A 14,289-nucleotide genomic window follows, 5' to 3' on the forward strand; every position below is an offset into this window, starting at 1 on the left:
TTTTTAAGAAAATTGGGGTATAAAATTCTGATATCCTTTTTCAATACCATTTTTATCGATTTCTGAGATTGCAACGGTGATTGCGTTTTGTAAACCTTCTACTTTATTTAAATCCTGATCCCAGAATTCTAGATTTGCTAAAGTTTGAGAAACCGTTTTTTGAAGATTATTTTGACTCCAATATTCCGTCATTGCTTCCACAATTTCTGAGGAATCTTTTATTGGTAAATTTTTGCCATTCCAACTTCCTTGATAAAAACGAATCATTGCGGCGAAACCAAAAACCAAATTTAATGGCAATTTATTTTCTATTTTGATGTAATCTAAAATCGTCGGTAAAACACGAACTTTAAATTTCGGAATAGAATTAAGGGCAATATCTGAAAGTTGATGTTTGATAAAAGGATTTCTGAAACGATCTAAAACTTCATCAGCAAAATTCTTTAATTCCTGTTTATCCATTTCTAAAGTCGGGATAATTTCATCGTAGGTTAATTTTTTAATAAAATCTGCGGTGAAAGGATTATCCATCGATTGCTGTACGGTTTCATTACCAAACATGATCGAAAACGGAACCATTGCGGTGTGAATTCCATTCAGGATTCTTACTTTTCTGGTGCGGTATGGCTGCATGTCTTCTACAATCTTCACATCCAAATTGGTTTTATGAAAAGGTAATTTTGCTTTCAAATCTTCGCCACCTTCAATCACCCAAAGGAAAAACGGTTCTGCCGTCACCAAAATATCATCTTGATAATCTAGCTTGTCATTGTATTGATCGATTTCATTTCGCGGATATCCAGGAACGATGCGATCTACCAAAGTATTGTGAAAACTACAGGCTTCGGAAATCCAGGTTTTGAATTCTGGTTCTAAGTTCCAAAGATCACAATATTGCAACAAAACTTTTTTTAAAGTATCTGCATTATAATTAATAAGTTCACATGGAATAATGGCTAAACCTTTCGACTGATCACCTTTAAAATGGGTAAATCTTTGATAAAGAAAAACCGCCAGTTTCGCAGGGAAAGATTGTGGAGTTTCATTTGAAATGACATCGGTGTCTACAAATTCGATTCCGGCTTCTGTGGTATTGGAAATAACGAATTCTAAAGAATCTAATTTAGCTACATCCAGGAAACCCTGAAAATCTTTATAAGGATTGATGCATTTAACAATGTTATCAATTAAATGGATTTCCTGAATTGGATTGTTGTTTTTAATTCCATTTAAAAAGAGGGTGAATAATCCATCTTGTTTTTCAATTAAATCCACCATACCACCTTGCAATGGTTGCACTACAGCGATTCCTGCATTAAAATTTAATTCTTTATTTAAAGTTTGAAATGCATAATCAACAAAAGCACGCAGGAAATTCCCTTCTCCGAATTGCAATATTTTGATCGGATACGTTTGATTATTGCTATAATTCTCTCTATTTAGTTTTAATTTAGTTTGACTTTCCATTTTTATTAATCATTTATAACATTATATTTCGGCACAAGTGATTTCATGATGAACCACGCAATTAAGTAAGCCACCGCACAAATAGAGAAAATAATCATGTATCCTGTATTAATCCCGTCAGAAATCACTGCACCGGAACTTCTTAACTTTTCAAATAAATCTTCCGGAATACGTTCTGTCGCATATTGTGGATATTTATTTAAGAAAGGTATTCCATCAATAGTCGTCCATGTTTTATGAGAATAATCGAATAAAACACCAGAGCCTTTATTGATTAAGAAAGATCCTAAACCACCCGCCATTCCACCAATTCCCGTAATGGTAGCGATCGCTCTTTTGGGAAACATATCGCCAACAGTAGAAAAGATATTGGCTGACCACGCCTGATGCGCTGCTCCTGCGATCCCAATAATAATCACGGGGAACCAATAGGAAATAGATCCGGCAGGTTGCGCCACCAAAGCCAGAAGTGGAAAGAAAGCGAAAATCAACATGGCTTTCATTCTACCAGAATATGGATTCATGCCTAATCTATCGACGAAATATCTCGGCAACCAACCACCAATAATAGAAAGTAATGTAATTGCGTACAAGATAAATAATGGAATTGCACTTTTGGTACTGTCCATTCCGTACACAGAACTTAGATATGCTGGAGTCCAGAATAAATAAAACCACCAAACGCCATCGGTCATAAATTTACCCACAACAAAAGCCCAAGTTTGCCTGTGTTTGAAACTTTGCGCGAACGTAAAACTTTTTTCTTTTTCAGAAGAAATACTTTTAGCAACGTCTTCCTCAGAGTCGTCTTGCTGAATATATTTTAATTCTAAATCATTTAATTTTTTACATAAGTGAGGCTTCTTATAATAAAACTGCCAAAGTCCCATCCACACAAATCCTAAAGCTCCGATGATGATAAATGCCATTTCCCAACCATAAGCTCTTGCAATAAAAGGAATGGTTAATGGTGCGGCTAAAGCTCCAACAGTGGCACCTGCATTAAAAATACTCGTCGAAAAAGCACGGTCTTTTTTCGGAAAAAATTCGGCGGTGGTTTTGATTGCTGCAGGGAAATTCCCTGCTTCACCGACTGCTAAAATTAATCTTGCGAAAATAAACAAAGTAACACTTGTACTGATGATTAAAGCGGTATTATCTACTTTTGCTAAAGCTTCTTTGGAGCCTTCAAAACTCATGATCCATTCTCCGGTAATTAATCCGGAAGTTGCGATTCCACAAAAAGCGTGCAAACAAGCTCCTACAGACCAAATCCCAATCGCCCACAAAAATCCTTTTTTGGTATCTAACCAATCCACCAGTTTTCCGGCAAAAAACATACTTACCGCATAGAAAATTGAAAATAGCGCAGTAATGTTTCCATAATCATTATTATTCCAATGAAACTCGGGTTCTATAAAATCTTTCCAAGTTAGGGAAAGAACTTGTCGATCCATATAATTAATGGTGGTTGCCAAAAACAGCAGCGTACAAATAGTCCACCTGAAGTTGCTGGGTTTTGTAGAATTTTGTGGTTTCATATCACAAGTTTATTTTTAAAAGAATTTAATTCTATTTGATGGTTTGAATCAGCTCCATAACCTTTTTAGTTTCAGACTCAATCGTGGCGTAATCGCGAGCTTCCATTAAAGGTTTGCTGATGAGTTTACTGCCCATTCCTACCGCAGAAACACCAGCTTTGAACCAACTTTGAATATTTTCTTTCGTCGTATCAACACCGCCTGTTGGCATGAAAAGTAAATTTGGGAAAATATCTTTAATTCCGCTCAAAAAATCCGGCCCCAACATATTTCCAGGAAATAATTTAATGAATTGAACTCCGGCATTTTCCGCAGCGATAATTTCAGAAGGCGTCATGCAACCCGGGCTGTAAAATAAATCTTTACTGATTAAAAAATCTGCAACTTCTGGAACAAATCCCGGACTAATGAAAAAATCGGCACCGGCTTTCAAGAAATTTTCTGCCTGTTCAACATTTTTAATGGTTCCGATTCCTAATAAAAGGTCGGGCATTTCTACATTTCGAACTTCAACCATTTTGGTGAAATTTCTCAAAGCTGCTTCACCACGATTGGTATATTCTACGGCTCTAACGCCTGCTTTATAAATACTTCTTAAAATCTGTAAGGTTACTTCTTCGTCTGCATTAAAGTAAAGTGGAAGCATTCCCTGTTTCACAATTGCATCGGAAACGGATTGACTGTTATTTTTCATATTTAGATTTTTATTTTTTTAAAAGGCCTTATGGAATCGCCAAAATATATCCGCTTTTTTTAGAAGTTTAGAGCCTGTTTAAATTTCATCAAAATTAATTTCCCAACCCTAAAGGGAGTAATTTTGATGAAATTTTCAGAGAATTTTTAAACATTCTTATAATTTGGCGATTTCATTTATTTTAAATTTTAACTTTAAAAACTATTTTCTTGATATCATCTACCCCGATCATTGGAGCATGAACGTCTTCCGGAAAAAATATCACGAATTGATGATCCTGTAACTGAAAAAAAGTATCTGGAATTTCTGAAAAAAACCGAACATCTTTTTCTGCATTGTATTCTCCATTTTGCTTGGTACATTTTTCGCGTGGTTTCCAACCGATCGATTCCAGCCCTTTCACGCAAACCTGAATATCAATGGTGTGATCATGGCATTCAAATTTTGAAAGACTCATTTCTTTAGATTTTCCTGGTTTATTGCTGATAATTGCTTTTAAACCTTCGGTGATTTCAATGGTTCCATCTGGTAATTCTGCCCAATTATTTTGGTTTAGAAAATCAAATGCTTTTCCAAATAAGGGATGTAAAACCGCGTATTTTGAACTATTTTTAAGGGTATCTATAATCATGATAATTATCTTGCAACTCTACCAGAAGCGTCGCCTCCCATTAATTTCATTACTTCATCTACGGTTACCAAATTGGCATCCCCTTTAATGGTATGCTTCAAACAAGACGCTGCAACGGCAAAATCTAAAGCGTTTTGATCGTCATTTGGATAGGTTAATAATCCGTAAATCAAACCACCCATGAAAGAATCGCCACCACCAACACGATCTACGATGTCGGTAATTTGATATTGACGGGTTTGCAACATTTCTTTTCCATCATATAAAACTCCAGCCCAAGTATTATGAGACGCTGAAATTGAACCTCTTAAAGTGGTAATTACTTTTTTCGCTTTCGGGAATTTTGCCATCATTTGTTGACAAACTGATAAAAATGCTTCTGCTTTTACATCGTGACCATGCGTTTGAACTGCCGCTCCATCTGGTTTGATCCCGAAATGCATTTCTGCGTCTTCTTCATTTCCTAAAATAATATCGCAATGGGAAGTTAATTCCGTCATAATTGCTTCTCTGTCGCCACCATATTTCCATAGTTTTGCGCGATAATTAAGGTCAGTCGAAATCGTAATTCCTAATTTGCTGGCCACTTTTACCGCTTCTAAACAAACGTCTGCAGAACTCTGGGAAATAGCAGGTGTAATCCCGGTCCAGTGGAACCATTCAACGCCTTCGAAAACTTCTTCCCAATTAATCATTCCAGACTGAATTTCCGACATTGCAGAATGAGCACGGTCATAAACTACTTTGCTTCCTCTGCTTACCGCGCCGGTTTCCAGGAAATAAATTCCCAATCGGTCACCACCCCAAACAATTTTATCTACGCCAACACCACGTTTTCTCATTTCCATCATGGCACATTGTCCGATGTCATTTTTCGGTAAACGGGTTACAAAATCAACAGGAATTCCATAATTTGCTAATGAAACTGCAACATTTGATTCACCACCACCGTAAACCACATCGAAATTATCGGCCTGTGAAAATCTTAAAAATCCTGCTGGTGCCAATCTTAACATGATTTCACCAAATGTGACTACTTTACTCATTTTTATAATCGTTTTTTTATTTTATAAAATCTTCTCTTTTTTTACACAAATCACTACGTTAATCGATTGCAATTTTTAGAAATTAAAATACTCTTTTGCATTATTGTAACTAATGTCGGAAACCATTTTCCCAATCCATTCCATTTCATTTGGCAATTCGCCGCTTTCAATTTCTTTTCCTAAAAGATTACATAGAACTCTGCGGAAATATTCGTGACGCGGAAAAGATAAAAAGCTTCTAGAATCGGTCAGCATTCCGATGAAACAACTGATTAATCCCATATTTGAAAGCGCATTCATTTGTTTGGTCATGCCATCTTTTTGATCCAAAAACCACCATCCGGAACCGAATTGTACTTTCCCTTTCACGCTTCCGTCATTGAAATTACCAATCATGGTTGCCAGAACTTCATTATCTGCGGGATTTAAATTATACAAAATCGTTTTTGTCAATTTATCTTTAGAATCTAAAGCATTTAGGAATTGTGATAATTTTGCAGCTTGAGAAAAATCTCCAATCGAATCCCAACCAGTGTCTGGACCTAAAATCTTCAGCATTCTCGCATTATTGTTTCTCAAAGCACCCAAGTGAAATTGCTGTACCCAACCGAATTCATGGTACGTTTCTGCTAAAAATAATAAAATCGCACTTTGGAATTTCAAGGCTTGTTGATGCGTAATTTCCTTGTTTTCTCTTTTATTTTTAAAAATTTCGTCAATTTCGTTTTCAGTAAAGTTTTCGAACTCAATTTGATCTAAACCGTGGTCGCATAATTTGCAACCATTTTCATTAAAGAAAACAATTCTTTTTTGAAGCGCATCTTTCAAATCCTGATAATTCTGAATTTCAATGTCTGACACTTTTCCTAAAGAATCAATATAATCGTTGTAGCCTTCGTTTTCAATCAAAATCGCTTTGTCTGGACGAAAAGCAGTACTCATTTTCACGCTGGTATTTTGCGCTTTATATTGTTGATGGTATTCTAAATTATCGATTGGATCTTCGGTAGTACAAACCAGTTCAGCATTTACTTTTTTCAATAAATTCTGAGTGGAATATTCTGCAGTTTGCAATTTTGAAGAGGTTTCTTCGTAAATTTTTTCCGCCGATTTTTCATTCAGCAAATCGGTGATGCCAAAATACCTTGCCAATTCTAGATGAGTCCAATGATACAAAGGATTTCTCATCGTGTGAGGAACGGTTTTTCCCCATTGCAAAAATTTATCTTTATCGGAAGCATTTCCCGTAATAAAATCTTCGTTAATTCCCAACGTTCGCATCGCTCTCCATTTGTAGTGATCGCCTTTAATCCAAACATCGGTAATGTTTTGAAAAATATTATTTTCTGCAATTAATTTGGGAGAAAGGTGATTATGGTAATCGATAATCGGTTGGTTTTTAGAATATTGATGATACAGCTCTTCTGCATATTTATTTTCTAAAAGGAAATTATCGTGGATGAAATTTGTGCTCATTTTTATTAAAAATTTTTAGTCTTCGTTGGAAGGTTTACCGATGGTTGCGAGAATTCCGCCATCCACATAAATTATTTGCCCGTTTACAAAGTCGCTCGCTTTTGAGGAAAGAAAAACGACTGTTCCTCCCAGATCCTCGGGGTTTCCCCATCTCGCAGCAGGAGTTCTGCTGATAATAAAATCGTTGAAAGGATGACCGTCAACTCTAATTGGTTCAGTTTGAGCAGTAGCAAAATATCCGGGACCAATTCCGTTGACTTGAATATTGTATTTTGCCCATTCTGTCGCTAAATTTTTGGTGAGCATTTTCAAACCACCTTTTGCTGCGGCATAAGCGGAAACAGTATTTCTACCCAATTCGCTCATCATCGAACAGATGTTGATTATTTTCCCTTCTTTGCGTTCAATCATTTGTTTGGCAACTAATTGAGACATGATGAAAGGACCAACCAAATCGACATCGATTACTTTTCGGAAATCGGAAACTGCCATTGAAATAGCAGGTTCTCTTTGAATAATTCCAGCATTATTCACCAAAATATGAATATCTCCAATTTCTTTAAAAATGGTTTCTATATTTTCTTTCGCTGAAATTTCGTCGGTAACATCAAATAAATAGCCTTTTGCAGAATACCCTTTAGAATGATAATACTCTAGTGCTTTTTCCATTTTTGAAGGCGTGTTTCCTGTAATGATAATTTGCGCGCCAGCTGCTGCTAAAGCTTCCGCCATCGCCATTCCCAAACCGTGAGTTCCGCCGGTTATGATTGCGTTTTTGCCTTTTAAATCAAATAAATTCATAGCACTATTTTAATTCGTTTGCGGCAACAATATCCATATCTCCATAATCTAAATTTTCTCCTGCCATTCCCCAAATAAAGGAATAATTGGAAGTTCCAGCTCCTGAATGAATCGACCATTCCGGAGATAAAACCGCTTGATTATTTTGAATGAAAATATGACGGGTTTCTTTTGGATCTCCCATAAAATGCGCAATCGATTGCCCTTCTGCCACATCAAAATAGAAATAAGCTTCCATTCTTCTTTCGTGTGTATGAGAAGGCATTGTATTCCAGATGTTTCCAGGCAAAAGTTCAGTTAAACCCATTTGTAACTGACAAGTTTCTACAATACTGTTAACAATAAGTTTATTTAGAATTCTTTTGTTTGCGGTGATATCGTCGCCTAAGTGAACGATTTCTGCATTTTCTTTGGTGATTTTTTTATTCGGAAAATGTTTATGAGCTGGTGCGGAATTTAGATAAAAAAGAGCAGGGTTCTCGGAGGTACTTTTAAAAGTGACTTCTTTTGCGCCCATACCAACGTAAAGTGCTTCTTTTTTATTTAGGATAAATTTTTCGCCATCCACAGAAACCACACCTTCACCACCAACATTTATAATCCCCAATTCTCTGCGATCTAAGAAATTTTCTGACTTTAAATAGGGAATTGTTTCTAGTTTTACATCGTTATCTACAGGCATTGCTCCACCAACAATTAATCGATCATACATCGAATAAACAAGATTGATTTGATTTTCATTGAAGAGATTATCGATCAAGAATTCTTGTCTAATTCTCGATGTGTCGTAACTCTTTGCGTCATTTGGATGAGATGCGTACCTGAAACTATATTTTGTCATATTAAAACTTTAAATGTAATCGATTACACAAATGTAATATAATTTTTCAATATGAGAAAATAATTTTTTTTTTAAATGTTTGGAGTTTGATTGATGTCTAATTTGATCGTAGAGTTTTATTGAGTAAATTTTTATTTTATTGAAGTTTAAATAGATGAGTTTGAAAAAAAGTATTGGTCGCTCCTCTGGAGCTCCATTTCAATATTTCAAATTTCCCTACAATAGTTCGTCGCTCCGCGACTCTTTATCTCATTTTAAATGATTCTTTTTTTATTTAATTTTTGAGTTTTTTTTAATTGTATAAAATAGTTCCATTGCTTAGGAAATAAATATCAATGTAAAATCCTAATTTATGAATCAATAAAATTATATAACATTCTCTTGTTATTTTTTAAAAATTTAGTAATAATATCATTTAATATGTAATTTTATTTTAAATTTGCGTAATCGATTACAAGTAAAATTTGATTTAATAATCTACAATAGAATGAATTCTTTCTACCCCAAAAATTAAAAATATGTTTAAAAAATTATTGTTTTCAGTAACACTTTCCTTAGGTGTTACATTGGTTTTCGGACAACAGAAAACAGATGTTTGGGATTTTGGTGCGCAGCAACTTGATCAATCTCTTTTTAATAATAAACTGAGCGAGTCTTCAATTAATGCTTGGTATTCTGTTGCGGCTGGAAGTACCAACATTCCAATGCCTACCAGTTTTTCTGCGCAAGAATTATCTTGGACTGGCGGTTCAAACGATCGATTGCGAACGAGCAATACCAATCTTACAAGATTTGACACGAATCTCGGTGCTGGTTCTGCAGCAGGATATACTGGAAGATTATATGTAAATGCGGGTGCTGCAACAGGAAGATTTTTAACTTTAGCTTTAAATGAAGATGATGAAGTTTCTGTCTTTACCAATTCTGATGCAGCGGGATTATTGAATTTTGTAAATGTTGCAAATCCAGCGACACAAACGAATCAGATTTCAACTACCGTTACCGCTGCTGAATATAAATTTGTAGCCAAAACTGCAGGAAATTATAATATCTTCGAAAGTGTAAGCAAACCGAGTTATTATCGTATTCAAAGGAAAGCAGCTCAATATATTACTTTTTCGGGTACTGTTGATACTTCTCAAACAACTGTAATTCCTCCAAATTATTCGCTTATTTTCACTAATGAAGCTGGGAAATCATGGTCTGCTCCAATTAACGGTGGTACCTATTCTGTTACTTTGCCAGCAAATTATACGTATACCCTTAGTTTAGGAAATGCGAATGGTTATGTACTTACCAGCGGCGAAAGTTTATCTGTAAATCCTTCCACGACTTCTTATGATATTGCGATTGCTCAGGTGACTTTATATAAATTGACAGGTTCTATCACCGGATTGGATACTCGAATTAATAATCTTGGTTTGGCTTTTACGGTAGATCCGAATTCAAATTCGGTCTTTGTTCCAAAACCAGTTGTTAATAAAATTACGTCAACTTATTCCGTTAGTTTGGAAGCCAATATTTTATACACAATTTCTGCAACAGGAGTTAATGATGACGAAATTCTAGCGAATACGATTCAGATTTCTCCACAAGATACCACGAGGAATATTGAGTTTAGCCCGAAAGAAAAATCTGCGGTTTCTATTTCTACTTCAGGTTTAAGTGCTTCCGAAAAGAACCAGCTCAAACTTTCTTTTTCAAATGTCAATGAATCTGGATATGTTTATAATTTTGCAGATCTTAATGCGATTTCTCTCAGAAACGGATCTTACACGATTGCCAGTTCTGGTTTAGATGCTTTTCCACTAGAATTGCAAGCGACTTCTTATTTGAAAATAAATAACGCTCCTGCTACAAAAACTTTAAAATTTGTTCCTGTTAACAATTGGACTTTTAATGGTCAATCAATTACCACTTCAACGCCCTATTATAAAGGCTTAGCTTTCACAGGAAATATTGCAAATGAAATAGCCAAAGGACATCTTATTTGTCAGGCGGGTTCTACGATTATGGTGCCGATGAATCCGGGAGAAAAAATGACCATTTCTTATTATTATGCTGCCAATTTTTCTGTTAATGGTCAGCCACAAGTCATTACCACAAGTGGAAGTACTTCTTTGGTAGAAAATTATGAATATGTTTATCCAGGAACAAGTGCTGGAAATGCAGTAATAACAAGTGCTGCAACTACTTATATTTCTCGTATTTCCCGTTCGCCAATTGTTGCTTATACTCCTTCAATTACGGTGGGAAGCAATAAAACGTATCAAACCATTAATGATGCTTTAGAAGCGGTTTCTAGAATGGCAAGAACCGATAACGAAAGAGTTACGATTCTCGTAGATCCAGGAAATTACGAAGAAATGATTGTGATTAAAAGTTCGAACATCACTTTAAAAAATGCATCTTCTACGCCAAGTATCGATCTTACCAATAAAGGGGTTGGAATTTCGCCAAATGCAGTGCGAATTACTTCTTATTATGGAGTTGGATATAATTATTTCAGTCAGGGAAAAGACAATAAATGGAATGAAAATGCATTAAATATTAACAAAGAAAACGGTTTTACAGACTACACAAATGTAAGTGGAACGACAAACAATTCTTTTTGGAACGCAACGGTCGTCATTAATGCGAATAATTTCGAAGCAGAAGATATCATCTTCGAAAACTCTTTTAACCAATATATTTCACAGAAAGAATCAGCAGATGTTTTGGTAATGGTTGTTGGAAATAAAGGACAGAGACCGACTTCATTGGGAGATATTGCAGTTCAAAATAAATCATTTGTAGAAAGGGCGGCGGCAATTGCTGTAACAAATGGTACAGATAAGGTTTTTCTAAAAAACTGTAGGGTTGTCGGAAGACAAGATTCTTTTTACGGGGGAACTAATTCTAGAGTTGCCGTTTACAAAGGCGTAATGATGGGAGCTGTGGATTATATTTTCGGTTCGATGACGGCGGTGTTTTACCAGACCAAATTCGCAATGAATACCAGTGATGTTTCTTCAGATGTATCTTATCTTACCGCGCCACAACATTTATCTGGAAGAGGATTTTTGTTGTATGAATGTACGGTTGGTTCCGCAATCCCAGGAACTGAAACTGCTTCACAATATCGTGCGAAACCAGGATATTTTGGTCGTCCATGGGCGGCAAATACTGGGGAAACGGTGATGTATAAAACAGCCGTTGAAACCTCTGATGTGCCAGGTTTTTCCGGGGTTTCTTTAATTTCCCCTGCGGGTTGGCTTAATACTTTGAGCGGAACTTCAGACCGGGTTTATGAATATCAAACTACAGAATTATCCGGAGTGAATAATTCTGCAAACCGTGAACCATGGTCAAAAGTTTTAACAACGCCTTTCTTAACGGATACAACAGAAATCACGCCTTTTAATTTCACAAAAGGGAATGACAATTGGGATCCGTTTAATCTTGCAACTTTAGGAGACACGAACAGCAATTCTAAAACGACTGTGAATGTCTTCATTTCTGAAAAGTCAGTTTATATTTCTAATGTTAAAATGAATACTGAAGTAAAAGTGTATCACATGAACGGCTCTTTAGCAAAGATTTTCATCACAAAATCAGACACTGATTTTGAGTTACCAAAAGGAATATATTTGGTAACCGTTCAATCGAATGACGGCATAAAATCTGTAAAAGTTTTGAGTAAATAGAAATAAACATTTCACATTCAGACCGTCTCTACTATGAGGCGGTCTTTTTTTTAATACTAAATCAATCATTTTAAAGACAGTTTAGCTGGCAACATTAGCCAATTTAAACAGTTGCTGAATTTGTCTTTTTAATTCCTCAGAAAAGGGGCGCATCTACAGTTCATACCAACTCACTGGACTAAATTGATGACTCCATTTTTTGCGATGACAAAATAAAATTATTATGTTCGCATCATGGGAACAAAAACTTTAGCAATCGTAGGTTGTGGCAAACTTGCAAATATCGTCGTGGAAGCTTTAAATAAAGGATTATTACCCGATTATAAATTGATCGGAACTTATTCAAGAACTTTTGAAAAAGCGGAAAACATTGCCAAAAATATCCAAAATTCAAATCCAGATTTCATTTGTAAACCCTGCCATTCCTTAGAAGAATTTATCGATCTAAAACCAGATTATATCGTGGAAACAGCTTCTCCAAGTTCTTTAAAAGAATTAGCCATTCCAGCACTGAAAAATGGTTCTTCGATTGTCACCTTGTCTATCGGCGCATTTGCAGACGAAGAATTTTATAAACTCGTATCGAAAACGGCATCGGAAAACGGAACCCGTGTGCATATTGCTTCTGGTGCGATTGGTGGTTTCGATGTTTTACGAACGGTCTCTTTAATGGAGGAAAGTAAAGTTACTTTTGAAACTAAAAAAGGACCGAATTCTTTAAAAAACACGGAGGTTTATGATGAAACTTTACAAACAGAAGAACGCCAGGTTTTTGAAGGAAATGCTGCGGAAGCAATTGCACTTTTCCCAACACGGGTAAATGTGGCTGTTGCGGCTGCTTTAGCCTCAACCGGACCAAAAAACGTGAAAGTTTCTATCAACTCAATCCCAGATTTTGTGGGTGATAATCATCGAATTGAAGTCAAAAGTGATCAAATTCACGCCGTTATAGATGTTTACAGTAAAACGGCGCAAATCGCAGGTTGGAGCGTGGTAAATACTTTGCGGAATATTACTTCTCCGATTGCTTTTTAAGATAATTGGTAATATTGCTCAAGACCTTTTCACTTAATCGAATAAATGCCTGACTCGTTCTGCCAGAGGAAACCTCCATGCAAACCACTTGCGGATGCTTAACCAATTTTTCGGAACCCAATGCACCGATGGTATCACAATAGGCAAGGTTATCTCCTGCAAGCCATTTTACAAACGGTTCCTCATCCCAAGCCGGAGATAAACCTGTATTGAAAAGCATTTTACGATTGCCTAAATATTTGAATTCTTCCTCATGCAGTAAAATTGTATTTTTATTTAAACAAGTAATTAGGACTTCATTTCCTGCAAGTAATTCGTTTAAAGGCAAATAGCGATATCCTTTCTTTTCCGATTCGGGTTTCCTTGTTCTAGAAAAATAAGAAATTTCGGCACCGAAAAAATGAAGCGCATCAGCAATCATTTCGCCTGATTTTCCTAAGCCGATAATGCCGACTTTTATTCCAGTAATTTCACGGGGTATTTCGCTCCAGGGTTTTCTTGGCTTTCCATTTGGATTGTTCCCAAAACCGTGTAAACATCTAATCAACTCGCTCACCACATACTCTACCACGCCTTCATCACCATAATCTCTAATTCCGGTAACGGCGATGCCCATCGAATTAGCATACAGAATATCTACATTGGCACTTTCTGCGCTGTAAAGCGAACAACACATTCCAATATATTTAATATTCGGGCATTGTTCTAAAACTTCTCGTCCCAGCGTTGTTGTATAGCTCACCAATACCGCATCTGCATCGTCAATTCGTTCAATAATTTCAGCAATTGAAGAAGGTATATCGTTATAAATCAGTACATTTTCTGCAAAGGATTCCAATTTTTTTTCTGCTGATGGAATTAAATTCAATGGTTCAAGCGCAATAAGTTTTTTAAAAATCATAAATAATATATTTTTTGTCTGGTCTCACTTAAGTTTATTTCAAAAAAAAACCTCAATCAAGTAAATGATTGAGGTTTAAAAAAACTGGCGGCGACCTACTCTCCCGCGTTAGCAGTACCATCGGCGCTAGAGGGCTTAACTTCTGTGTTCGGAATGGGAACAGGTGAGCC

The 14,289-nt window shown here is 35.9% G+C and carries 11 protein-coding genes and 1 rRNA gene; 2 read left to right on the top strand and 10 right to left on the bottom strand.

The features are described 5' to 3' along the window. Positions 1-3: 3 nt before the first annotated feature. The 8 genes from WBY99_RS07215 to kduI all read right to left on the bottom strand — a co-directional run bounded on the left by WBY99_RS07215 (position 4) and on the right by kduI (position 8,497). On the bottom strand, positions 4-1,467 hold the full coding sequence (locus tag WBY99_RS07215) for a tagaturonate reductase (protein WP_423975657.1): 1,464 nt from the start codon (positions 1,465-1,467) through the stop codon (positions 4-6). Positions 1,468-1,472: 5 nt separating this feature from the next. Then, a complete protein-coding gene (locus WBY99_RS07220) occupies positions 1,473-3,008 on the bottom strand; it encodes an MFS transporter (protein WP_423975658.1) in 1,536 nt (511 codons plus the stop codon). Positions 3,009-3,039: 31 nt separating this feature from the next. Beyond that, positions 3,040-3,702, bottom strand: coding sequence for a bifunctional 4-hydroxy-2-oxoglutarate aldolase/2-dehydro-3-deoxy-phosphogluconate aldolase (locus WBY99_RS07225; RefSeq protein ID WP_423975659.1), 663 nt, complete (start codon positions 3,700-3,702; stop codon positions 3,040-3,042). 181 nt (positions 3,703-3,883) lie between these two features. Further along, a complete protein-coding gene (locus WBY99_RS07230; RefSeq protein WP_423975660.1) occupies positions 3,884-4,333 on the bottom strand; it encodes a YhcH/YjgK/YiaL family protein in 450 nt (149 codons plus the stop codon). 5 nt (positions 4,334-4,338) lie between these two features. Then, positions 4,339-5,379: a PfkB family carbohydrate kinase gene (locus tag WBY99_RS07235; protein WP_423975661.1), complete on the bottom strand. Its 1,041-nt coding sequence runs from the start codon at positions 5,377-5,379 to the stop codon at positions 4,339-4,341. Positions 5,380-5,454: 75 nt separating this feature from the next. Further along, positions 5,455-6,855 carry a glucuronate isomerase gene (gene uxaC / locus WBY99_RS07240; RefSeq protein ID WP_423975662.1) on the bottom strand — a complete coding sequence of 467 codons (1,401 nt, stop codon included), beginning with the start codon at positions 6,853-6,855 and terminating at the stop codon, positions 5,455-5,457. Between the two features lie 15 nt (positions 6,856-6,870). Next, positions 6,871-7,656 (bottom strand): gluconate 5-dehydrogenase, encoded by a 786-nt coding sequence (locus tag WBY99_RS07245; RefSeq protein ID WP_423975663.1) that lies wholly within the window; start codon positions 7,654-7,656, stop codon positions 6,871-6,873. A gap of 4 nt (positions 7,657-7,660) precedes the next feature. Beyond that, positions 7,661-8,497: a 5-dehydro-4-deoxy-D-glucuronate isomerase gene (gene kduI, locus WBY99_RS07250; RefSeq protein WP_423975664.1), complete on the bottom strand. Its 837-nt coding sequence runs from the start codon at positions 8,495-8,497 to the stop codon at positions 7,661-7,663. A gap of 518 nt (positions 8,498-9,015) precedes the next feature. Here kduI and WBY99_RS07255 point away from each other — a divergent pair. Both WBY99_RS07255 and WBY99_RS07260 read left to right on the top strand, forming a co-directional pair. Beyond that, complete coding sequence (locus WBY99_RS07255; protein WP_423975665.1) at positions 9,016-12,183, top strand: pectinesterase family protein; 3,168 nt, start codon at positions 9,016-9,018, stop codon at positions 12,181-12,183. Positions 12,184-12,417: 234 nt separating this feature from the next. Then, positions 12,418-13,218, top strand: a complete 801-nt coding sequence (locus tag WBY99_RS07260; protein ID WP_423975666.1) for an aspartate dehydrogenase domain-containing protein — start codon at positions 12,418-12,420, stop codon at positions 13,216-13,218. On the opposite strand, the gene WBY99_RS07265 is transcribed toward WBY99_RS07260, so the two are convergent. After that, positions 13,196-14,119: an NAD(P)-dependent oxidoreductase gene (locus WBY99_RS07265; protein WP_423975667.1), complete on the bottom strand. Its 924-nt coding sequence runs from the start codon at positions 14,117-14,119 to the stop codon at positions 13,196-13,198. The genes WBY99_RS07260 and WBY99_RS07265 overlap by 23 nt on opposite strands. An 82-nt stretch (positions 14,120-14,201) precedes the next feature. Further along, a 5S ribosomal RNA gene (gene rrf, locus WBY99_RS07270) occupies positions 14,202-14,289 on the bottom strand; the annotation flags it as partial.

It is taken from the genome of Kaistella sp., assembly GCF_049588135.1.
Lineage (GTDB): Bacteria > Bacteroidota > Bacteroidia > Flavobacteriales > Weeksellaceae > Kaistella.